We start from the raw sequence: 21658 nt of genomic DNA on the forward strand, positions 1-21658 counted from the left end.
TTTTATTGCCCGCGCTATAGACGCCTATGGCGCCGCGCCCACGCCTGCGCGGCGGTCGACGCCGCGTCGCAGCCTGCCCGGCTAGAGCTTCTGTCCGCGATCCAGCTTGCACGAGAGGATGATCGAGGTGGTGGTCTTCTCCACCCCGTCCACCTCGCCGATCTCGTCCAGCAGCTGGTCGAGGCGCTCCGGCGAATCGGCGCGCAACCAGGCAACGAAATCGAACTCGCCACTGACGGTACACAGCTGCTGCACCTCGGCCATGCTGGTCAGGCGGCGCAGCACCTCCTTGCCCGAGCGCGGCTGCAGGGTGATGCCGACATAGGCCTGCAGGCCGCCGTCCAGCACCCGCTGGCCCAGGCGCAGGCCGTAGCCGGTGATGACCTTGTTCTTCTCCAACCGGGCGATGCGCGAGATCACCGTGGTGCGGGCGATGCCCAGTTTGCGCGCCAGCATGGCCACGCTCTCGCGGGCGTTGAGTTGCAGCGCGGCGATCAGCTGGCGGTCGATATCGTCCAGGCGCAACGGGTTCAGATCAGACATTCAGGAAGGGTCCCAAGATTTCAGGTCACAACGAGGCGCCGCCCGGCCAGGCCGAGCGGCGATTGCAATGGAGTGTTCGGGCACGCCCCGGTCGAGCGCGCCCGGCGACCTGCTCCACAGACGAACGCGCCTGGGCAGTCTGCGCAAGCGGCGAAGATTCGTAAAGGAACAGGCGCAGCGCCGCACCGGGGCCCCGCGCCGGTACGGCGCGGGGCCGACGGCCTCACCGTCCCTGGCAGGCGTCCACCCGCAGACGTCGCTCCAGCAGGCGGAAGGCCTGTACCAGCAGGTAGGCGGCGAGCAGGTAGAACAGCCCGGCGGCGAAGAAGATCTCCACCGGCTGGTAGGTGCGGGCGATGATGGTGCGCGACATGCCGGTCAGCTCCAGCAGGGTGATGGTGCTGGCCAGGGCGCTGGCCTTGAGCATCAGGATCACCTCGTTGCTGTAGGCCGGCAGGCCGATGCGCGCGGCCCGCGGCAGGACGATGTACAGCAGCGCCTGCCAGTGCGCCATGCCCAGGGCCCGTGCCGCCTCTATCTCCCCCGGCGGCACCGCCTGGATGGCGCCCCGCAGGATCTCGGCGATATAGGCGGCGGTGTGCAGCGTCAGGGTGATGATGGCGCACCAGTAGGCGTCGCGCAGGTAGGGCCACAGCGGCCCCTCGCGCACCGCATCGAACTGCGCCAGGCCGTAGTAGACCAGGAACAGCTGCACCAGCAGCGGCGTGCCGCGGAAGAAGAAGATGTAGCCGTAGGGCACCACCCGCAGCCACCAGTGCCGCGAGGCCCGGGCGATGCCCAGGGGCAACGCCAGGATCAGCCCGGCGATCACCGCGATGCCGACCAGCTCCAGGGTCAGCCAGGCGCCCTCGGCCAGGCGCGGCAGCCACTTGACGATCAGTTCCCAGTTCATGCGGCAGCCCTCAGGAATCCACGGCTGGCACGCTTCTCGAGCAGGTGCAGGCCGATCATGGCGAGAATGGTCAGGCTCAGGTAGATGAACGCGGCCACCAGGAAGAAGGTGAAGGGTTCCTTGCTGGCGGTCACGGCGATCTGCGAGCGGCGCATGATCTCCTCCAGGCCGATCACCGAGACCAGGGCGGTGTCCTTCATCAGGATCATGAACAGGTTGCCCAGGCCCGGCAGGGCGATGCGCCACATCTGCGGCAGGATCAGCCGCCAGAGTATCCGGGGCTTGGACAGGCCGAGGGCCTGGCCGGCCTCGCGGTGGCCCTTGGGGATGGCCAGGATGGCGCCGCGGAACACCTCGGTGGCGTAGGCGCCGAAGCACAGGCCGAGGGCGATGGTGCCGGCGGCGAAGGGCGACAGTTCCAGGCTGACCACGCCGAGCAGGTCGGCCAGGCTGCGCATCAAACTGACCGTGCCGAAGTAGATCAGCAGCACCCAGAGCAACTCGGGCACGCCGCGCACCAGGGTCGAATAGCTGCCGCCCAGCCATTGCAGCGGCTTGTACGGCGAAGTCTTGGCCAGGGCGCCGAGCAGCCCGAGGACCAGGCCCAGGCTCAGCGCCGACAGCGCCAACTTGATGGTCATCGCGGCGCCGGCGAGCAGCGCCGGGCCGAATCCAAAGAGATCGAGAGTCATGCTTCAAACCACCGCTGGGGCCGGTCAATAGATGCTGAAGGGGAAGTACTTGTCGTTGATCTGCTGGTAGGTGCCGTCGGCGACCATCTCCTTCAACGCGGCGTTGAGCTTCTCGCGCAGCGGATCGCCCTTGCGCACGGCCACCCCAATCTTGTCGTTGTCCAGCACCGGCTCGCCCTTGAACTCGAAGTTCTGCCCGACCTCGCTCTTGAGCCATTCCCAGTTGACGAAGGTATCCGCCAGCACGCCGTCGAGACGGCCCGAGGACAGGTCGAGGTATGCGTTTTCCTGGGTGTCGTACAGCTTGATGTCGACCACGCCGTCGAGGTTGTCTTCCAGCCAGGTGCCGGCGATGGTGGCGCGCTGGGCGCCGATCACCTTGCCCTGCAGGCCGGCCTTGTCGGCCTTCAGGTCGCGGCCTTTCGGCGCGATGAACTGCAGCTTGTTGGTGTAGTAGGGCTCGGTGAAGTCGACCGCCTGCTGGCGTTCCTCGGTGATCGACATCGACGACACGAGGAAGTCGAACTTCCTGGCATTCAGCGCCGGGATGATGCCGTCCCAATCGGAGGTGACCACTTCGCACTCGGCCTGCAGCTTGGCGCACAGGGCCTGGGCGATCTCCACGTCGAAGCCGACCACCTGGCCATCGGCGTCGATCAGGTTGAAGGGGGGGTAGGCGCCTTCGGTGCCGATCTTCAGCTTGTCGGCGGCCACCGCAGGAGTGGCGAAGGCCAGGGTGGCGGCCGCGGCCAGCAGGATCTTCTTGTAGTTATGCATGATGAGGCTCCCTCAGTGGTTACTGGACATGAACTGCTTGCAGCGCGCCGACTGCGGGTTGTCGAACACCTGCTCCGGCGGGCCCTGCTCCTCCACCAGGCCCTGATGGAGGAACACCACCTCGCTGGACACCTGGCGGGCGAAATTCATCTCGTGAGTGACCAGCAGCATGGTGCGGCCCTCCTCGGCCAGGGCGCGGATAACGCTGAGCACTTCCTGGACCATTTCCGGGTCGAGGGCCGAGGTCGGCTCGTCGAACAGGATCACCTTGGGTTCCATGCACAGGGTGCGGGCGATGGCCGCGCGCTGCTGCTGGCCGCCGGACAGCTGGTTGGGGTAGACGTGACGCTTGTCGGCGATGCCGACCTTGGCCAGCAGCGCCTCGGCCCGTTCGGTGGCCTCGGCCTTGCTCAGGCCCAGCACCCGGCGCGGCGCCTCGGTGATGTTGTCGAGCACGCTCATGTGCGGCCACAGGTTGAAGTTCTGGAAGACGAAGCCCAGCTCGCTGCGCAGCCGGTTGATCTGCTTGGCGCTGGCCGCGTGCAGTTCGCCGGCCGCCCCGCGTTTGAGCTGCAGTTCCTCGCCATTGACGATGATCTGCCCCTGATGGGGGTTTTCCAGCAGATTGATGCAACGCAGGAAGGTCGACTTGCCGGAGCCGGAGGAGCCGAGGATGGAGATCACGTCGCCGTCGCGGGCGCCCAACGAGATGCCCTTGAGCACCTCGTGATCGCCGTAGCGCTTGTGCAGGTCGCGAATCTCCAGGGCGAAGGGGGAGCTGGTCATGCAGTACCTCTTATTATTCTTTTTAAGCCTGGCAAATACTGCCGGTCGCCAGGGCCTTGCAGCTAACAGTCAGGCGTCATCGACGGCCTGAATGGCGTCATCCGCGCGCCGGGGACGGCGCTGCTACGGGCTATGCGGACGCCGACCCAGGCCGCCGTTGGGTACCGATGAAAACAAGGATGGGCACAGGCCTCAAACGAAAAGAAGGACTCGGTTCATTCCAAAATCTACGGAAGCCGGAGGAGCGCACGGCTGCGCAATTCGCCCGGCCTGCGCCTGACCGATCGACGGTCGCCGACTCGTCGGCACGGCCAGGGCCGCGCGCTACGCTCAAAGAGTTGGCAACTTGCGGAGGTGGAAGATGACCAGCACATTCTCGATTCACCCGGCGGTCGACAACGGCATCCAACCCGGTGTCGAGGGCTTCGCCGGCGGCACCCTGGTCTGTCATTGCCCCCAGGACCCGGTCAAGGTGCAGATCGACGCGCAGTCGGCGCACAATCACGCCTGCGGCTGCACCAAATGCTGGAAGCCCAAGGGCGCCTTGTTCTCCCTGGTGGCGGTGGTGCCACGGGACAAGCTCAAGGTCACCGAGCACGCCGAGAAGCTCGCCGTGGTCGACGCCGGCGCCACCATCCAGCGCCACGCCTGTCGCCAGTGCGGGGTACACATGTTCGGCCGCATCGAGAACAGCGCACACCCCTTCTACGGGCTCGATTTCGTCCACACCGAACTGTCGCCGGACCGGGGCTGGTCCGCCCCGCAGTTCGCCGCCTTCGTGTCCTCGATCATCGAGTCGGGCACCAGCCCGGCGCTCATGGGCGAGGTGCGCGCCCGCCTGAAGTCGCTCGGCCTGGAGCCCTACGACTGCCTGTCGCCGGCCCTGATGGATGCCATCGCCACACACGTGGCCAAGGCCGCGGGCACGCTGAAGGGCTGAGTAAATCCCGGGCCGGCGCCTGACGTCGCCCCCGGCAGCGCTCGACGGGCGACGGTAGCGGTGCCCTGCACCGACCGACCAGGCCTACTTGTCGCCCGGAGCCCGGGCGCGGGCCGCGTGGCTATAGGGCCAGGAATGGATGGCCTGGTCCAGGTCCGGGCTCGGCGGCGCCGCCAGCTCTTCGAGGTGGTTGATGACGTCGTCGGGTTTGAGGACCAGCACGTCGCAGTCCAGGCTGTCGAGCACGCTCTCCGCGGTATTGCCGATCAGCGCACCGGACAGGCCGCTGCGGGCCACACTGCCGATCACGGTCAGGGCCGCCCCCAGCCGCTTGGCGACGGCGGGGATCAGCGAATCGGCCGGCCCCTCTTCGATATGCAGGCAGTCGTCGGCAATCTCGTACTCCGCCTGCAACGCCTTGCACTGCTCACGGTACAGGGCCTCGATCTGGTCCTTGGCCTGGTACAGCGGGTCGGACGCCAGGAGTTCCGCACAAGGGTGCGCCGACATCAGGTGCAGGGTGCCGCCGGTCATCCTGGCGATGTCGTGCCCGTGACCGACGATGCCGGCATGCAGCACGCGGTGATTCAGGTCGCTGTTGCCCGCGTCTATCGGCGCGAGAATATTGCCACCCTGCCAGGGCACAGCGGTTTTCACGATGAGCACGGGCGCCGGACAGAGGCGCAATAGCTTCCAGTCCTCGGAAAGGATCAGGTTCTTGCTCAGGCGGGTATCGCGCAGGTGCTGCTTGATCACCAAGCCGCTGCCTTGCGCCTGCTGCACGGCAATGATGGTCTGATGCTCGCTGCCTCTCCAGGCCTGCTCTGCGCTGGCGCTGAGGCCCTCGGCGCAAAGAGCCTGCTGGGTCTGTGCCAGCAAAGATGAATGGTCGTTGCTCTTGTCGCAGACCAGCAGGTGCAGGTGCGACTGGGTAGCGCTGGCGATCAGTCTGGCCCTGTTGAGGATCAGGGATTCGGGCTGCGTCACATCCATCACCACCAGGGTGTTGCGAATAGTTTGCATGACGAACGTCCTGTGCGTGAGTTTGAACTGTTTCGGCTCGACGACAGGCGTTGACCTGGGTCCCTACTCGGGCGGGCGGCTCGCAGTCACGGGCACCCTTCCCGATCCTTCGAGCTGTCAACAGATGTCTAGGCCGGCGAGCGCCGCACGCAACGGATGCAAGGAACTGACTGAAACCGGCTGGCGACAGGCCCGCCGTGAACACAGGCCGAACGGACATGGCCTGCCTAGGTGAATACCGTTACGCGGGTCTGAACTCGGCGGACGCGTACTGTCTGTTGTTCCGGTATATCTGGTCGAGGATTAAAGAGCACCCTGCAGCCTTCGGCTCGCGCCGATGGAGAAGCTCCTGGGCCTGGGGCGACGGCTGGCAATCGAGAATGCGGGGCGACCACCGCCCGCACCCCTGCAGCCAGCCCATACGGACACCCTCCAGGCACGAAGTGTCCGCCTGGGCGCTCAGGGGCGACCTGCAGCGCGCGACGATGGTAAGCACGAGCCAAGTTGCCTCGCTTGGCCCACCCCTCAGTGTGGTCGCTGCATCGCGGCCCGCCAGCACCGTTAGTCGATTGAGTCGGTCAAGGCCCTGCGCCCGCTTGCCAACAACGCCGGCAAGCGGGCCCAGGCCGGGTTCAGGGCAGACTGGCCAGGACCCGATCCAGGGCGGCGAGGAACTGCTCGCAGTTCTGCGCACTGAAGCTGGCCGGCGGCTTGATCTTCATCACGTTGTGCAGCGGGCCCTCGCTGCTCAGCAGGATGCCGTGCTCGCGCTTCATCTCGCCGATGATGAACTCAAGCTCCGCGGCCGCCGGCTCCAGGGTCTGGCGGTCGCGCACCAGCTCGATGCCGATGAACAGGCCGATGCCGCGCACATCGCCGATGATGGGGTACTTCTGCGCCAGCCCGCGCACGCCCGCCATCAGCTGCTCGCCCAGCACCGCGCAGCGGTGCATCAGGCGCTCGTCGCGGATCACGTCGAGCACCGCCAGGCCGATCTCCGCCGATACCGGGTTGCCGCCGAAGGTATTGAAGTACTCCATGCCGTTGGCGAAGGCGTTGGCGATTTCCGCGGTGGTGATCACCGCCGCCATCGGATGGCCGTTGCCGATGGGCTTGCCCAGGGTGACGATGTCCGGCACCACGCCCTGGGTCTCGAAGGCCCACATATGGCTGCCGACCCGGCCGAAGCCCACCTGCACCTCGTCGGCCAGGCACAGGCCGCCGGCGGCCCGCACGTGACTGTAGGCCGCCTGCAGGTAGCCCGGCGGCGCCACCAGCTGACCGCCGGTGCCGAGAATGCCCTCGCTGAAGAACAGCGCCGGCTTGCGTCCGCGCTCGGCCATGGCGGCGACCTGGCGGGCGACGTCCTCGGCGTACTTAGCCCCGGCCTCGGGATCGCTGTAGCGAAAGCGTCCTCGGTAGGGGTCGGGCAGCTCGCTGACCCAGACGTGCTCCGGCTTGCCGGCGCCGCCCTGGCCGTTGAACTTGTACGGGCTGACGTCGATCAGGCTGCTCAGGTGACCGTGGTAGGCATGGTCGACCGTGATCAGGTCGCGCTGACCGGTGTAGGCCCGCGCCAGGCGGATCGCCAGGTCGTTGGCCTCGCTGCCGGAGTTGACGAAGAAGCACACGTTCAGCGGCTCGGGCAGCAAGGCCGTCAGCCGCTCGGCATATTCCACCAGGGAGTCGTGCAGGTAGCGCGCATTGGTGTTCAGTCGCGCCTGCTGGGCCTGGGCCGCCTGCACCACGCGCGGGTGGCAGTGACCGACATGGCAAACGTTGTTGACCATATCCAGCCAGCGCTTGCCTTGCTCGTCGATCAGGTAGGCGCCCTCGCCGCCCACTATCTTCAGCGGCTCGCGGCCATAGGCGATGCTCAGCGAGCGGCCGATGCGCCGGTGCCGCTGGCGCACCAGCCAGTCCTTGCTGCGCTCCACCTTGACCGCGCACGGGACGTGCAGGCCGAGCACCACGCTGGGGTCGGGGCTCACCGCCCGCCACACCTGCCAGTGCTGCGCCACGCCGACGCCGTACATGCGCGCCTGTAGGCCCAGGTGGTCGGTGACCAGCTGGAAATGCAGGTGGGTCGGCCAGCCGCCGTTTTCCGTGCGCTCGCCGAGCCGGGCGAAGGCCTCGCCCCGGGCCAGCGCCTGGCCGACCCGCAGCGTGGCGCAGGACGCGCGCGACAGGTGGCCATAGAGGGTCCAGAAGCGCGCGCCGCAGTCGCTGCGGTGCTCCAGCAACAGGGTGGGGCCGAAGCCCTGGTCCTCGGCATCGTCGTGGAAGAACGCCACCACCCCGGCAAAGGGCGCATGCACCGCTTCGCCGGCCGGGGCGAACAGGTCGACGCCCAGGTGGGTGTCGCGCCGCTGCTGCGCCGTAGCGCCGGCATAGGCGGCGCTGCTGTACAGCCCCCGTCGCTCGCCGTAGCGACCGACGCCGAAGTCGGCGCCCGCGGCGGCGATCTGCGCCTCGATGTAGGTCTGCATGCCGGCGCAGTCCAGCCCCTCGATCGCCCGGCTATCGCTGCTGGCGGCGCTGAAATCGAAGACCCGCACCCGCGGCGCAGTCACCGCCGGGCGCAACAGCGGGGCGAAATCGTGGGCATTGCGCTCCAGCCAGCGCATCACCGCGGCGGCCTCGGGCACCGGGGCGAAGCCGCAGGCATCGCGGATGCGCAGGGTCACCAGGCGCGAATTCTCCCGTTCCAGGCGCTGCAGCTCGCGCCACACATCGGCCTGGCTGACCAGCAGGTAGGGGTTGTCCGGCGTCTCGCGGATCTGCCGGGCGGCCATGCAGATGCTCACCGCGTAGCGGGTCTTGATCAGGTCGAACAGCAGCTCGGCCTCATCGGGCTGCAGCGGGTTGACCTCGTGGTAGGCCTCCACCAGCGCCAGGATGGTGGCGACGGGGTCGTCCGCACCGATCAGCGCGTAGGCGCAGGCCACCGCCAGCTCGTTAATCCGCCAGCTCTCCACCATATCGCCGAAATCGAGCAGGCCGCTCACCGCGCCCTGCTCGTCCAGCAGCACGTTGTAATCGTTAGCGTCGTTATGAATCACCTGGCGCGGGCACCCCGCCAGCGCAGGCTTCACCACCTGGACGAAACGCTCGAGTATGGCCTGCACCACGCCGCGCTTGTCCGCGTCGTCAATCGCCGCCAGATGGTCCAGGTGCACCTCGGCGCGACCGATATCCCAGTCGTAGGCACGCCGGCAGCCGGCATGGCCGAAGGATTGCAGCGCCAGGTCCAGTTCACCCAGGAGGCGACCGAGGCTGGCACTGCTGGCCGCCGTACGCGCCTGCGCCTTGGCCCACAGCGTGCCGTCCAGCCAGCTCAGCAGGCGCGCCTGGCGCGGGCCGCGCAGTTCGGCGGCATTCAGGATGCCGCCCTGCTGGCTGGGCAATTGCCGCGACACCGGCAGGTGCGGCGCTACGCGAGCCAGGTGTTCGAGCACCGCCACCTGCATCGCCAGCACCTGGGGCTCGCCGTCCGCGGCATGCAGTTTCAGCAGGTACTGCTGGCCATCGCCAGCCCGCACCCGGTAGTTGAGGTCATGCTCGCCGGGCAGCGGCTCGCAGTCGCCCTGCAGCCCGTAGTGGGCGGCCAGGAGGGCGGCGAGCCGGGCCGACTCGGTCAAGGCGTGTTGATCGTTCATGGCGCAATCCTTCCTCTTGTTGGGGCGGTACCGACCTCAGGCGAACGCCGCCAGGCCCAGCTCTTGCGCGCACTGCGCCAGCGAGCGCTGCTGGGTTTCGGCATACAGCGCCAGCTCGTCGAGCACCGGCGCGCCCAGGTCGCGCTCGAAGGCCTCGCGATTGGCACTCGCACCATAGCTGTCGCGGGCGTCGTCGCCGAGGTTGGACTGGAAGATGCCGGCGGCGCTGACCGGCAGGAAGTCCTCGTACACCAAAGGTTCGCACTGCACCTGGCCGGCGGCCAGCAGCGCCTCGAGGTCCGTCGCCAGCTCGCCCCGGGCCTTGGCGGCTCGCCCCTGCTCGGTGACGAAGTAGCGGAAGTAGGCCAGCTGCTGCCGGCGCAGGCTGGCGTAGTCGTCCGGGAAGGCCTGGAACTGCTCGCTCAGCGTGGCCATGTAGGCCGCCGCGCCCGCCTCGTCCGGTGCGCCGCCGGCGACCTTCCGGGTGGCCTCGAGCAGGCGGTCGTACAGCGCGCGGCCCTTGGCCGTCAGGGCCACGCCGCGCTGCTCGATCTCGCCGAAACGCGCGGTGTGACTACCCAGGGCGCCGCTGCCGTCCGCCTCGACGAAGGTCACCGGCTCCTGCAGGGCCTTGAAGCTGGTCTGGCGCAGCAGGATCGGGCAGCGCCGCGGCGGCGGTCCCTCGATCACCGCCTTGGGGTTGATGCCGCGGCCCGGCATGCCGGCCTGCACCGCGTCGATATCCAGGGTGCGCGGGGTCAGGTGGTTGATGTGCGGCCCCTTGAAGGCCACCACATCGGCGATCAGCTTGTGCTGCGCGCTGAGCTGCTGGTACAGGGCGGCGCTCACCGTCGCCTCGCGGTGCCAGCGGAAGGTCTCCAGGGCCTGCTGGACGAACTCGTCCGCCTCGGCCGCCGTGAGCCCGCCGGCCACCTCGGCCCGCTCGATCAGCTGCAGGGTGCGCGGGGTGAAGATGTTGCGCTGTTCGAGAATGCCCCGGGCCAGCTCGCGCAGCTCGGCGTTCTCGATCAGCTCCAGGCGCAGCAGCGAGGTGAACACGCGGAACGGGCTGTGCTGCAACGCCGCCTCGTGGGTCGCGCGAAACGCCGTGGAGTGCACCGGCACGCCGGCGCTGGCCAGGTCGTAGTAACCCACCGGCTGCATGCCCATCACCGCGAACAGGCGGCGCATGGTGGCCAGCTCGGCGGCAGTGCCCAGGCGGATGGCGCCGTGGCGCTCCATGTCCAGGCGCTCGATCTCCCCGGTGGCGCGCAGCTGCTCGGCCAACTGCGGCTGCCGCGCCAGAGCCTGGCGGTTGGCCTCGCTCACCAGCTCCAGCAGCGTGCCGTACAGCGGCACCTCGGCCTGGTACATGGCCGACATGGCGCGGGAGAACTGCGCGCGGATCTCATCGGGGCTAACCAGGGCATCCGGGTTAGCGGCAGCTTGAACGCTCATGGGAACTCGACTCCTTGCATCGCCTGGACAGGGTGGCTGACATTCCAGCCATTCATGGGAGTCATTCTGGCGAGCGCAATAGTCGCTTTCAAACGACTAATCCTCTGCTGTTCATTCCCCTGGAGAATCCAAAACCAGCGGAATACACAAGCGAAACCGGCCCGCCGTCGCGGCCCGGGCCAGCCGCTCAGGCGCCCCGCCTGCCCCTGGCCGGCCCCTGCTTGTCGAGGATGCGCACCTCCCGCTGCGGGAAGGGTATTTCGTAGCCGTGCTCCTGCAGGGCCTCCAGGATCATCAGCAGCAGGTCGCCGCCGACGCGATTCTTGCCGTCGTCGACGCCCTCCATCCAGAACTCGACGAACATGTTGATGCCGGACTCGCCGAAGCTGTCGATCTCGCAGTCGGGGCGCTCCTCGAAGGGCACATCCTCGCCGCTGAACACCTGCGGGTGGCTGGCCACCACCTGCTTGATGATCTCCACCAGCTTGCGCACGTCGGAGTCGTAGGCGACCGAGAAGTCCACCCGATAGCGCTGGCTTTTGTCCTTGTGCGTCCAATTGGTGAAGATCTCCGCGATGAACTTCTCGTTCGGCACCACGATGTCCTTGCCGTCGTAGGTTTCCAGGGTGGTCGAACGCATGTTCAGCTCGCGCACTATGCCGGTGCGCCCGTCCTCCAGCTCGACGTAGTCGCCGATCGACACCGAGCGATCCATCAGGATGATGATCCCGGAGATGAAGTTCGAGGCAATCGCCTGCAGGCCGAACCCCAGGCCGACGCCCAACGCCCCGCCGAACACCGCGAGGGTGGTGAGGTTGATGCCCATGATCTGCAGCAGCAGCAGGAAGATCAGAAAGAAGATCCCCACCTCGAGCAGCTTCGCCGCCACCTCCCGGGTGCGTACGTCGAGGTTCTCCTGATGGGAGATGAAGTCGCGGCCGGTCCTGCTGCTGACGCGGCCGAGCCAGAACAGGATCGAGCCGAAGATGGCGACCCGGGCGATGCCGTAGGCCGAAATCTCGATATTGCCGAGGTTGACCGAGATGGATTCGAGTATGGCGATCAGGCCGTCCAGCAGGCCGACCAGGTGCAGGAACAGCAGCGGGATGCCCAGCCAGCGGAAGGCCACGGCGAGAAACCTGTTGCGGATGAAGTTGCGGATGATCGAGTAGAAGATCAGCAGGATGGAGATGGTCAGCGCCGCCTGCACCAGCCAGCCCTGATCCAACAGGTTCTCGCTGACCTCGACGGATACCCGCAGCATGAGGATGGCCAGCAGCGGAAAGATCAGCGCGCCCAGCCTGCTGACGAACTTACGCACCGGATGCACCGCCGCCGCCTCGTAACCGGCGTCGAGGAGCGGCGCGTACGTGCGGATGCGATTGGCGATCAGCCAGGCGACGGCATAGATCGCCAGCACGATGCCGGCCTGGGTGTAGGTCTCCGGCTGGAACAGCACCTCGGCCGCCTTATCGGCAGCCTGTTCGATTCGCGCGTCGAGATTGTCGAATAGCATCATTGCCGATCCTTATGCCGTCCAACTGACTGTCCAGACTATTTAATTGGCTTTTTGTTGACCTCCAATTGAACAGCAGTATAGACGCTGCTTACCAGTACAATGCGACGACAATAAAACCACCCCACTACATTTACAGCACAGCGTACCGACATCAATTAATATCCACACATTAAAACCTGCACCAATAAAGACGCCCGCAATTCGCCATAACTTTAATCGGCGATGCACATCGGTAGCGGCAGGGGCAACTGGCCAAATACGGCGCACGCTAAGCAGCAGGACGATAGAGCCGGCATATGCAGACAGCATACGCAGAACAGGGGTGCATGGCGTTACGCCCTGCTGGCGGGGATAGCCCATATATGCCTTGTGAGTGACCACTGGAAAATCAGAACGCACTTTTCCACTGCTCGGTGTCGATAAACCAGCGCTCCTCGTAGATTTTTCCACCGTGGAACTTGAACAGGACCGACAACTGGGAGGCCGCGATACTCGCCGAGCGCCACTCGACAATAGAGACAACTTCATTCTCCCCCTCAATCTGGCGCAAGCCTGTGATCTCGAACCCCGGAGGAAGGATTTCCCCGAGACTATCCAGCGCAGAGCGGAACGCCTGCCACCCCTCCAGAACATCAGCCTGCCCTGGCATTATGAACTTCATATCCTCCGCATAGTCGGCCACCAAGGTATCGAAATCGCCAGCGCCGAGCGTCGTCCAACCTTGCCGTACCCTATCAGCCAGGCTCATTGTTCTTGCCCTCCTATTTTTAGCCGGGCAACTTGAAGCCCACCATGGGATGGCATGCAAACAAGCTGCGTACAATCCAAGCATAGAAGGTATACGCCCGCCATGGGCAGCCTGGTATCTAACTACAGGTGGGCATCACATGTGCACCATCGTGCGAGTCACAGAGTAGCCAGGGCGGTAACGCCCACAACAGGCCGGATAGACGCGTGCAACCGCACTGACGGCAGGGCAGGGAAAGCTATTGCTCACCGCTTGCGGGGAGAGTCCATATACATTGTTAGGTTGCTCGCGCACGGGCTGAATAGTAAAAACCAAGCACGGTGCCAATTAAAGTGCCGGCGAAAGCAAGAATTTCACTGAAGTATTTGCTGCTTGTTAGTGCTGCAATAAATACGAAAGTAATTAACAGGAAAACTACGGCAAACCCGAGAAGGGCTGGCATACGCTTGTTGATGCGCTCGGTCTTTGGCTCTGCTTGACCTATGCCGCCACAAATGGAGCAAGGGAGCCCTACAAAAACCTTACCCTCTAACTCACTGCCTTTTACGCAAACTGCACAAGATTGCTCTTCTTGCCCATTCTTGCATGTGCCAATTCCTGAACAGTGAGCGCATGGGTGAAGGTTTGCTTTGATGTCGTGCATAGTCCCTCTGCGACCTAACATTTGGTTAAGGGGCGGGCTTTAGCCCATCCCAGTGAACGCCGAGAACAGTTTGAGCGACTTGTTATACATTCACATATATTTTTCAGATGAAAAAATAAAACTGCCTTTCTCATTTGCGCGAAAATATAAAATCTGACCAGACTGCTCGCCCATTCCGTCAAGATAATCTATGTGCAATTCAAAACTGTCACTTGCTTTTAAGAGGCTATCCTTGCCTCTGGTAAAAACCAGATTCTTTTCTGCATCGAAGTCCCAGTTGTCGAAAAAGTCTTTATCCAAAGAAAGCTCAATTGTTGAATTCCTCACAGAAAGTACGACCCTGCTAATTAGGTGGCCGATATTTTTTGCTGAAACCATGTGCTGTATTATTTCTTTGCTACTTGAGTAAGCTCCGCCCAACTGCCGAATAAGTGGCTGAGATCTGAGCTTTTCTTTTCGATATTCTCGATCAATGCTAGCGCGATTGATTTCTAGCTCTTCTTGTGTGACCTTGACCATTTCTTTTTGCTGTTGAACTGATTGCTTTAGTTCCTCAACCTGCAACTGCAGTGCTCGCTCTTGTTGCTTCAATGCTAGCGTATTTTGACCAAGCTCTTCGCCTTGTTGGAAATAGCCCACAACAAGCCAAAGGAACGCTAGTGGGGCTGATACACCTGCAAAAAAATCACCCCACTCATTGAATTTCATCAAGCCAGCTTCGTGCCTGTCTAGGTAGAGTAAAATGCTCCAGATTGCGAGCCAGAAAAGTGTCGCTATCCATGCAAATGCTACTCGAAGGCTCATATTATTCCTTTTTGTATAACTACAAGTAGACGACACATATGGGGTAATTTTTTACGCCACTTGTGTCGGATAACGTTCCTTGTTCATCCGTAACGCCTTGTCTCGCCAGGCCATCGCATCGGCAAACGCGACAGGCTGCGGGAAGGAACAACGACATGGACGACAAGCCCCGAAGCCGGGCAGTCGCCCGGCATGCGTCGCCGACGCTACTGTTTTGCCATGAGGCTGTCCAGCGCCGCGCCCCTGGCCTTGTGACCCGTACGGAGGCGGGCAGCGCCAGTCGCGCCGGGCGAGAGCGCCACCCTGCCCGCCTAGTGCCGCGCCGCCTGCTTGAGCCTGCGCGCCATCAGCACCAGGGTCAGCAGGAACAGCGGCGCCAGCAGGGCGAACAGCACCTTGGCGGATAGCGGCGAGCCCAGGGCGCCGAGGCCTTCGAGGGTCATCTTCAGCAGACCGATCAGGTAGTAGCTGATGGCGATCAGCGAGAAGCCTTCCACCGCCTTCTGGATCTTCAGCTGGGTGTGGCTGCGGGCGTTGAGGCTTTCGAGGATCTTCGAGTTCTGCTCCTCCACCTCCACCTGGGCCTTGGCCTGCAGCAGCTCGCCGAGGTTGGCGATGCCGGCGGCCAGGCGGTCCAGGCGCTGCTCGGTGGCGGCGATGTAGCGCACGCTGGGCTTGAAGCGCCGTTCGAGAAACACCCCCAGGCGCTGGCTGCCGCCGACATGGCTTTCGCGCAACTCGGCGATGCGCTCGAAGACGATCTGCGCGTAGGCGGCGGTGGCGCCGAAGCGCGGCCGGCTGCCGGCGGAGCTGCGCATCAGCCGCGCCGAGAGGGCGGTCAGGCCGTCGAGCAGGGCCTTGGCCTGGGCGTTGTCGGCGCAGGCATTGCGCTCGGCGAGCTCGATCAGCTCGCGGTCCAGCTCCTGCAGGCTGGCGCTCAGCTGCTGGGCGGCGGGCAGGCCGAGGGAGGCGAGCATGCGGTAGGTCTCGATCTCCACCAGGCGGCGGATCATCCGCCCCAGGCGGTAGGCGTTGAGGCCGCGGTTGACCAGCAGCAGGCGGCTGAAGCCCTGGGCCGAGAGGCGGAAGTCGCTCCACACGGTGGCGTCGCCGCCGCCGATATGGGAGCCGGCCGGGTCCTTGAAGCCGTAACCGGCCGGGGCCTGCTCGGCGTCCTCCTGGTTCTCCACCAGGATCACCTGGGCGTTGAGGATCAGCTCGCGGTGGGCGTCGAGCAGGCCGCGCAGCGGCTGCGGCAGCTCGGCCCAGCGGCTGTCGCCGGCCTGCAGCGGCACCACCCAGGTCAGGGAGAGGAACTCGCTGTGGCTCTCCCACTTGAAGGGGTGGCCGGCGATGCGCAGCAGGCCGTGGCGCTGCACGCCGCGGCCGGGGTTGTCGGCCAGCTCGTCGAGGCGGCGGACGATGCCGTCCAGGGACTGGCCGTCGTCGAGCAGGGCGAAGTGGTAGACGTGGGCCGGGCCGTCGAAGTAGATCGACGGCCGCGCGTGCAGTTCATCGTGCAGGCTTTCTCTCAGCGGGTGCATCGGGGGCTCCGGGACAGAGGGCGCCGCTCGGCCGGCGGCGCCTGTAGTGACTGGACTGCCGCCGGCGCGTCCGGGACACAGGCGCGCGCCGGCTAATTCGCCGCCTGGAAGCGGCGCAGCTGGGCCAGCAGCGCCTGCAGCGGGTGGGCCAGGGCCTGGCCGTCGAGGCGCTCGACCTGGCTGCGGCAGGAGTAGCCGCTGGCCAGCAGGCGCCCCGCCCCGCCCTGCTGCCGCACCCGGGCCGCCCAGGACAGCTGGTAGATGGCCCTGGAGGTCTCCAGGTTGCGGGACTCGTGGCCGTAGGTGCCGGCCATGCCGCAGCAGCCGCTGGCGGGCTGTTCCAGGCCCAGGCCGCAGCGCCTAAACAGCTCGCCCCACAGGGCGCTGGCGGCCGGCGCGTTGGTCTTCTCGGTGCAGTGGCCGAGCAGCTGGTAGCGCTGGCTGCCGTCGCCGGCCCAGGCCGGCCGCTCGGGCAAGACCCGGGCCAGCCATTCCTGGGGCAGCGCCACCTCCGGGCAGGCCTCGGCGCCGAGGGCCTTGGGGTATTCCTGGCGGTAGACCAGGGTCATGGCCGGGTCCAGGCCCACCAGGGTCACGCCCTGCTCGGCCAGGGCGCGCAGGCGGGCGGCGTTGCGCCGCGCCACCCGGGCGAAGGCGCCGAGAAAGCCCTGCACCTGCAAAGGCTTGCCGTTGGCGCCGTAGGGCGCCAGGTAGATGGCGTAGCCGAGGCGGCCGATCAGCTCGATCCAGTCGGCCAGCAGCGGCGTCTCGAAGTAGCGGGTGAAGGCGTCCTGCACCAGCACCACGCTGCGCCCGCGCTGCGCCGGGCTGAGCGCCGCCAGCGCCGCCGGGGTGGCCCTGCGCACCTGCCAGCGGGCGAGCACCGGGGCCAGGTCCAGGCGGCTGAACGGAGGGCTGTCGACCAGCCCGGCGTAGCGCCGCAGCAGCTGGCGCACCGGCCGCGCCGCCAGCAGCGCGTTGTACGGGCCGCGCACCTGGGCCAGATAGGGCAGGCTGAACTCCAGGGAGCCGATCAGGTAGTCCTTGAGCGGGCGCAGGTAGCGGCCGTGGTACAGCTCGAGGAAGCGCGCGCGGAACTCCGGCACGTCGACCTTGACCGGGCACTGACCGGCGCAGGACTTGCACGCCAGGCAGCCGGCCATGGCCTCGTACACCTCGTGAGAGAAGTCCGCCGCGCCGCGCCGCTGCGCCAAGCTGTTGCGCAGCCGGCGCCACAGGCCGGGGCCGCGCCCGGCGCGGATGGCCGCGGCGCTGGCGAGCACGTCGACGCCCTGCTCGCCCTGCAGGCGCAGCCATTCGCGGATCAGCGCCGCGCGGCCCTTGGGCGACTGCTCGCGGCGGCGGGTGGCCTTCCAGGACGGGCACATGGCGTCGTCCGGGTCCTGGTTGTAGCAGGCGCCGTTGCCGTTGCAGTGCAGGCCGCTCTGGTAGCTGCGCCAGACGCCGGGGTCGATGCGCCGGTCGAACTCGCCGCGCAGCGGCACCTCATCGACCGCCAGCAGCCGCGCGGCGCTGCCCAGGGGCGTGGCGATCTTGCCCGGGTTGAGCTGGTTGTGCGGGTCGAACGCCGCCTTCAGCGCCTGCAGCGCCGGGTATAGCTCGCCGAAGAACTGCGGCGCATAGGCCGAGCGCAGGCCCTTGCCGTGCTCGCCCCAGAGCAGCCCGCCGTACTTGCCGGCGAGCGCCGCCACGGCATCGCTGAGCGGGCGCAGCAGCGCGGCCTGGGCCGGGTCCTTGAGGTCCAGGGCCGGGCGCACGTGCAGCACCCCGGCGTCGACGTGGCCGAACATGCCGTACTCCAGGCCATGGCCGTCGAGCAGCGCGCGGAACTCGGCGATGAAGGCCGGCAGCCGCTCGGGGGGCACCGCGCAGTCCTCGACGAAGGGCTGCGGCCGCGCCTCCCCCGCCACGTTGCCGAGCAGGCCCACGGCGCGCTTGCGCATGGCGTAGACCCGCGCCACCGCCGCCGCGCCGCGAGCCAGGGTATGGCCGAGGCGCTCGACCGAGCGGTCGCGGCGCAGGTGCTCGATAAAGGCGGCGACCCGCCGCTCCAGTTCGTCCTCGTCGTCGCCGCAGAACTCGATCAGGTTGATGCCCAGGGTCGGGCGCTGCGGGTCGTCGGGAAAGTACTCGGCCACGCCGTGCCAGACGATGTCCTGCATGGCCAGCTGCAGCACCCGCGAGTCCACCGTCTCGATCGACAGCGGCGCCTGGGCCATCAGCGCCCGGGCATCGCCCAGGGCGTCCATGAAGCTGGCGTAGCGCAGGTTGAGCAGCAGGCTGTGGCGCGGAATCGGCAGCAGGTTGAGCTTGGCCTCCACCACCAGGCCGAGGGAGCCCTCCGCGCCACACAGCAGGCTGTTGAGGTTGAAGCGGCCGTCCGCCTCGCGCAGGTGCGCCAGGTCGTAGCCGGTCAGGCAGCGGTTCAGCGGCGGGAAGCGCGCGGCGATCAGTTCGCCCTGCTCCTCGGCGATGCGCCGGGCGCAGCGGTACGCCGCGCCGATGCGGTCGGCGCGGGCGCACTCGGCCTCCAGCTCGGCGGCGTCCAGCGCCCGGCTGTGCAGGGCCTCGCCGCCGAGCAGCAGGCTGTGCAGCTCCAGCACGTGATCGCGGGTCTTGCCGTAGGTGCAGCTGCCCTGGCCGCTGGCGTCGGTGTTGATCATGCCGCCGAGGGTGGCGCGGCTGGAGGTGGACAGCTCCGGGGCGAAGAACAGCCCGTGGGGCGCGAGCGCGGCGTTGAGCTGATCCTTGACCACCCCGGCCTGCACCCGCGCCCAGCGCCCCTCGACATCGATCTCCAGGATGCGGTTGAGGTGGCGCGACAGGTCGACCACCAGGCCGTCGGTCAGCGACTGGCCGTTGGTGCCGGTGCCGCCGCCGCGGGGGGTCAGCACCACCCGCTGGAAACGCGCCTCGCCGGCCAGGCGCAGCAGGCGCTGCACGTCCGCCACGTCCCTGGGGAACACGGCGGCCTGGGGCTGGCGCTGGTAGATCGAGTTGTCGGTGGCCAGCACGGTGCGGGTGCCGTGGTCGCGGGCGATCTCGCCGGCGAAGCCGGCGGCGGCCAGGGCGTCGAGGAACGCGCGGTAGAGCGCGGCCGGCGGCTCCGGCGGGGTCAGGCGGGCGATCATCGGCTCAGTCCAGCTGCGCCAGGCAGCGCTCGAAGATGTCGAAGCCCTCGTCGAGGATCGCCTGCTCGGCGGTCAGCGGCGCCAGCAGGCGGACGATGTGGCGCTGCTTGCCGCTGGGCATCAGCAGCAGGCCCTGCTCCCGGGCCAGGCCCAACAGGCCGGCCAGACGCTCGCTGCCGGGGCCGCCGGCGGCGCTGCGCAGCTCGATGCCGCGCATCGCGCCGACCCCGCTGAGGCGGCCGATGGCCCCGGCCCAGGGCGCCTGCTGCCAGCTCTGATAGCGGGCCAGGATGGTGCTTTCCTGGCGCTCGCCCCAGGTCGCCAGGTTGGCGTCGCTCATCTCCTCCAGGGTGGCCAGGGCCGCGGCGCAGGCGATGGGATTGCCCGAGTAGGTGCCGCCCAGGCCGCCCTTGGGCAGCGCGTCCATCAGCTCGCGGCGGCCGACCACCGCCGCCAGCGGCAGGCCGCCGGCCATGCTCTTGCCCAGCAGCAGCAGGTCCGGCTCGATGCCCAGGCGGCTGAAGGCGAAGCGCTGGCCGCTGCGGCCGAAGCCGGACTGGATCTCGTCGATGATCAGGAGGATGCCGTGGGCGTCGCAGAAGCGCCGCAGGTCCTGGGCGAAGGCCGCGTCCAGGGCCTGGAAACCGCCCTCGCCCTGCACCGGCTCGACGATGAAACAGGCCACCTCGGCGCGGTCGATCTCCACGCTGAACAAGCGCTCCATGGCCGCCAGTGCCTGCTCGCGGCTGACGCCGTTGTCGGCACTGGGGTACGGCAGGTGATAGACCGGCCCCGGCAGCACGCCGACCTTCTGCTTGTAGGGCGCCACCTTGCCGTTGAGGTTGAGGGTGGCCAGGGTGCGGCCATGAAAGCCGCCGTCGAAGGCGATCACCGCCGTGCGCCCGGTCGCCGCGCGCACCAGCTTCAAGGCGTTCTCCGCCGCCTCGGCGCCGCTGTTGGTGAGCATGCCCGACAGCGGGTAGCTGACCGGAACGAAGCGCGCCAGAGCCTCCATCAGCCGGCCGTAGCCCTCGTGGGGCACGGCATTGAAGGCCGAATGGGTCAGCCGACCGGCCTGCTCGCGCACCGCCTCGACGATGCGCGGATGGCAGTGGCCGAGGTTGAGCACGCCGATGCCGCCGACGAAGTCGATATAGCGCTTGCCCGTCGTGTCCCAGACCTCGGCGTTGCGACCGTGGCTGAGGCTGATGGGGTGGACGATGCCCAGGGCATTGCTGATCGGTGCCTGGCTCATGGGCGGGCTCCCGCTGCACGCTGGCGGCGACGGATCGATGGGCGTGGGCAGGCATTCTCGCGGGCGGGCATGGGGCGTCCTCGTGGCCGGTTTGACTGGGCCACTATGAAAGCGAGAGAGGAAGCCGCCCTACAAACGAAAAAAAACGCGCCAGTTATTCCTTTTTTTCCGAGTCGGGCCCCGTTCGAAGCTGCGCAGGGGCGTGATCAGCGAGCGGCCTCGCCCCGTTCGCGACGCACCTGCTCCTCGATCCAGCGGACGAAGGCGCGAATCTTCGGCACCTCGGCGGCGTGCTCGGCGTAGGCGAGGAAGTGCCGGCCGCTGCTGGCCAGGGGGTGGTCCCAGGGAATCACCAGCTTGCCCTCGGCCAGCTCGTCCTCCACCAAAAAGCGCGGCACCAGGGCCACGCCGCAGCCGGACTGGGCGGCGCGGATGCACATGTAGAAGGTCTCGAAGCGCGGGCCGTGGTAGCTGTGCTCGGTCTGCAGGTCCTGGGCCTGGAACCACTCGTGCCAGGCCTCGGGCCGCGAGGCGCATTGCAGCAGCACCCGCTCGCTGAGCTGCAGGGCACTGACCAGCGGCTCGGCGGGAAGGATATCCGGGGCGCACACCGGCACCATCTGCTCGCCGAACAGCTCGATGCACTCGGCCCCCGGCCAGGTGCCCTGGCCGAAGAAGAACACCACGTCGGCCCGCGCCTGGACCAGGTCGAAGGGCTCCAGCTCGTTGCGGATGTCCAGGTGGATGTTCGGGTTCGCCGCGCCGAAGCCCTTGAGGTTCGGGATCAGCCAGCGCGCGCCGAAGGTCGGCTGGGTCGCCACCTTGAGCACCTCGGTCTCGCCGCCGTAGGACAGGATGTAGTGGGTGGACATCTCCACCTGCTTGAGGATCTTGTTCACCTCGGTGAGGTACAGCGAGCCGGCCGGGGTCAGCTGCAGACGCCGGCGGATGCGCCGGAACAGCAGGTGCTGGAGCATCTCCTCGAGCTGGGCCACCTGCTTGCTCACCGCGCTCTGGGTGAGGAACAGCTCCTCGGCGGCGCGGGTGAAGCTCAGGTGGCGCGCCACCGCCTCGAAGCACTGCAGGGCGGCCATGGACGGCATCAGGCGTTTGGACATGGGAAAATCTCGCGAAGGCGTGGGGCGGCGAACAGGGGCGAACGATGAATCCTAGGAATGACATGGCGAATAATGCTCGCTTGC

General features: G+C 66.8%; 17 protein-coding genes. 1 reads left to right on the plus strand and 16 read right to left on the minus strand.

Annotated features, from left to right (window positions below):
- Positions 1 to 81: 81 nt before the first annotated feature.
- The 5 genes from SBP02_RS10870 to SBP02_RS10890 form a co-directional block, all read right to left on the minus strand.
- Entirely contained in the window at positions 82 to 543 is a 462-nt protein-coding gene (locus SBP02_RS10870) for an Lrp/AsnC family transcriptional regulator (protein WP_318641498.1), read from the minus strand.
- Positions 544 to 766: 223 nt separating this feature from the next.
- Positions 767 to 1456, minus strand: coding sequence for an ABC transporter permease (locus SBP02_RS10875; protein WP_318641500.1), 690 nt, complete (start codon positions 1454 to 1456; stop codon positions 767 to 769).
- Positions 1453 to 2148 carry an ABC transporter permease gene (locus tag SBP02_RS10880; RefSeq protein WP_318641502.1) on the minus strand — a complete coding sequence of 232 codons (696 nt, stop codon included), beginning with the start codon at positions 2146 to 2148 and terminating at the stop codon, positions 1453 to 1455. Before SBP02_RS10880 ends, SBP02_RS10875 begins: the two co-directional genes overlap by 4 nt.
- Positions 2149 to 2172: 24 nt before the next feature.
- Positions 2173 to 2925 (minus strand): ABC transporter substrate-binding protein, encoded by a 753-nt coding sequence (locus tag SBP02_RS10885; protein WP_318641504.1) that lies wholly within the window; start codon positions 2923 to 2925, stop codon positions 2173 to 2175.
- Between the two features lie 12 nt (positions 2926 to 2937).
- Positions 2938 to 3711 (minus strand): ABC transporter ATP-binding protein, encoded by a 774-nt coding sequence (locus SBP02_RS10890; protein ID WP_318641506.1) that lies wholly within the window; start codon positions 3709 to 3711, stop codon positions 2938 to 2940.
- Between the two features lie 361 nt (positions 3712 to 4072).
- Here SBP02_RS10890 and gfa point away from each other — a divergent pair, with 361 nt between their 5' ends.
- Positions 4073 to 4651, plus strand: a complete 579-nt coding sequence (gene gfa, locus SBP02_RS10895; protein ID WP_318641508.1) for an S-(hydroxymethyl)glutathione synthase — start codon at positions 4073 to 4075, stop codon at positions 4649 to 4651.
- An 84-nt stretch (positions 4652 to 4735) separates the two neighbouring features.
- Here gfa and SBP02_RS10900 read toward each other — a convergent pair whose 3' ends face one another.
- The 11 genes from SBP02_RS10900 to SBP02_RS10950 all read right to left on the minus strand — a co-directional run bounded on the left by SBP02_RS10900 (position 4736) and on the right by SBP02_RS10950 (position 21574).
- Positions 4736 to 5674 carry a universal stress protein gene (locus SBP02_RS10900; protein WP_318641510.1) on the minus strand — a complete coding sequence of 313 codons (939 nt, stop codon included), beginning with the start codon at positions 5672 to 5674 and terminating at the stop codon, positions 4736 to 4738.
- A gap of 632 nt (positions 5675 to 6306) precedes the next feature.
- Complete coding sequence (locus SBP02_RS10905) at positions 6307 to 9333, minus strand: aminotransferase class III-fold pyridoxal phosphate-dependent enzyme (protein ID WP_318641512.1); 3027 nt, start codon at positions 9331 to 9333, stop codon at positions 6307 to 6309.
- A 36-nt stretch (positions 9334 to 9369) separates the two neighbouring features.
- Positions 9370 to 10791: a 2-oxoadipate dioxygenase/decarboxylase HglS gene (gene hglS / locus SBP02_RS10910; protein WP_318641514.1), complete on the minus strand. Its 1422-nt coding sequence runs from the start codon at positions 10789 to 10791 to the stop codon at positions 9370 to 9372.
- Between the two features lie 187 nt (positions 10792 to 10978).
- Positions 10979 to 12310 carry a mechanosensitive ion channel family protein gene (locus SBP02_RS10915; protein WP_318641516.1) on the minus strand — a complete coding sequence of 444 codons (1332 nt, stop codon included), beginning with the start codon at positions 12308 to 12310 and terminating at the stop codon, positions 10979 to 10981.
- A gap of 388 nt (positions 12311 to 12698) precedes the next feature.
- Entirely contained in the window at positions 12699 to 13058 is a 360-nt protein-coding gene (locus SBP02_RS10920; protein WP_318641518.1) for a nuclear transport factor 2 family protein, read from the minus strand.
- Between the two features lie 277 nt (positions 13059 to 13335).
- Positions 13336 to 13701 carry a molecular chaperone DnaJ gene (locus SBP02_RS10925; protein ID WP_318641520.1) on the minus strand — a complete coding sequence of 122 codons (366 nt, stop codon included), beginning with the start codon at positions 13699 to 13701 and terminating at the stop codon, positions 13336 to 13338.
- 90 nt (positions 13702 to 13791) lie between these two features.
- Entirely contained in the window at positions 13792 to 14409 is a 618-nt protein-coding gene (locus SBP02_RS10930; RefSeq protein ID WP_318641522.1) for a hypothetical protein, read from the minus strand.
- 407 nt (positions 14410 to 14816) lie between these two features.
- Entirely contained in the window at positions 14817 to 16049 is a 1233-nt protein-coding gene (locus SBP02_RS10935; RefSeq protein WP_318641525.1) for a DUF3422 domain-containing protein, read from the minus strand.
- Between the two features lie 92 nt (positions 16050 to 16141).
- Entirely contained in the window at positions 16142 to 19201 is a 3060-nt protein-coding gene (ydiJ, locus tag SBP02_RS10940; RefSeq protein WP_318641527.1) for a D-2-hydroxyglutarate dehydrogenase YdiJ, read from the minus strand.
- A gap of 4 nt (positions 19202 to 19205) precedes the next feature.
- A complete protein-coding gene (locus SBP02_RS10945) occupies positions 19206 to 20456 on the minus strand; it encodes a 2-aminoadipate transaminase (protein ID WP_318641529.1) in 1251 nt (416 codons plus the stop codon).
- A 206-nt stretch (positions 20457 to 20662) separates the two neighbouring features.
- Positions 20663 to 21574: a LysR family transcriptional regulator gene (locus tag SBP02_RS10950; RefSeq protein WP_318641531.1), complete on the minus strand. Its 912-nt coding sequence runs from the start codon at positions 21572 to 21574 to the stop codon at positions 20663 to 20665.
- Between the last annotated feature and the right edge of the window lie 84 nt (positions 21575 to 21658).

This window comes from Pseudomonas benzenivorans, assembly GCF_033547155.1.
GTDB lineage: Bacteria > Pseudomonadota > Gammaproteobacteria > Pseudomonadales > Pseudomonadaceae > Aquipseudomonas > Aquipseudomonas benzenivorans_B.

Coding starts and splice junctions, on each gene's coding strand:
- SBP02_RS10870 (WP_318641498.1), bottom strand. CDS start 543: ATGTCTGATCTGAACCCGTTGCGCCTGGACGATATCGACCGCCAGCTG.
- SBP02_RS10875 (WP_318641500.1), bottom strand. CDS start 1,456: ATGAACTGGGAACTGATCGTCAAGTGGCTGCCGCGCCTGGCCGAGGGC.
- SBP02_RS10880 (WP_318641502.1), bottom strand. CDS start 2,148: ATGACTCTCGATCTCTTTGGATTCGGCCCGGCGCTGCTCGCCGGCGCC.
- SBP02_RS10885 (WP_318641504.1), bottom strand. CDS start 2,925: ATGCATAACTACAAGAAGATCCTGCTGGCCGCGGCCGCCACCCTGGCC.
- SBP02_RS10890 (WP_318641506.1), bottom strand. CDS start 3,711: ATGACCAGCTCCCCCTTCGCCCTGGAGATTCGCGACCTGCACAAGCGC.
- gfa (WP_318641508.1), top strand. CDS start 4,073: ATGACCAGCACATTCTCGATTCACCCGGCGGTCGACAACGGCATCCAA.
- SBP02_RS10900 (WP_318641510.1), bottom strand. CDS start 5,674: ATGCAAACTATTCGCAACACCCTGGTGGTGATGGATGTGACGCAGCCC.
- SBP02_RS10905 (WP_318641512.1), bottom strand. CDS start 9,333: ATGAACGATCAACACGCCTTGACCGAGTCGGCCCGGCTCGCCGCCCTC.
- hglS (WP_318641514.1), bottom strand. CDS start 10,791: ATGAGCGTTCAAGCTGCCGCTAACCCGGATGCCCTGGTTAGCCCCGAT.
- SBP02_RS10915 (WP_318641516.1), bottom strand. CDS start 12,310: ATGATGCTATTCGACAATCTCGACGCGCGAATCGAACAGGCTGCCGAT.
- SBP02_RS10920 (WP_318641518.1), bottom strand. CDS start 13,058: ATGAGCCTGGCTGATAGGGTACGGCAAGGTTGGACGACGCTCGGCGCT.
- SBP02_RS10925 (WP_318641520.1), bottom strand. CDS start 13,701: ATGCACGACATCAAAGCAAACCTTCACCCATGCGCTCACTGTTCAGGA.
- SBP02_RS10930 (WP_318641522.1), bottom strand. CDS start 14,409: ATGAAATTCAATGAGTGGGGTGATTTTTTTGCAGGTGTATCAGCCCCA.
- SBP02_RS10935 (WP_318641525.1), bottom strand. CDS start 16,049: ATGCACCCGCTGAGAGAAAGCCTGCACGATGAACTGCACGCGCGGCCG.
- ydiJ (WP_318641527.1), bottom strand. CDS start 19,201: ATGATCGCCCGCCTGACCCCGCCGGAGCCGCCGGCCGCGCTCTACCGC.
- SBP02_RS10945 (WP_318641529.1), bottom strand. CDS start 20,456: ATGAGCCAGGCACCGATCAGCAATGCCCTGGGCATCGTCCACCCCATC.
- SBP02_RS10950 (WP_318641531.1), bottom strand. CDS start 21,574: ATGTCCAAACGCCTGATGCCGTCCATGGCCGCCCTGCAGTGCTTCGAG.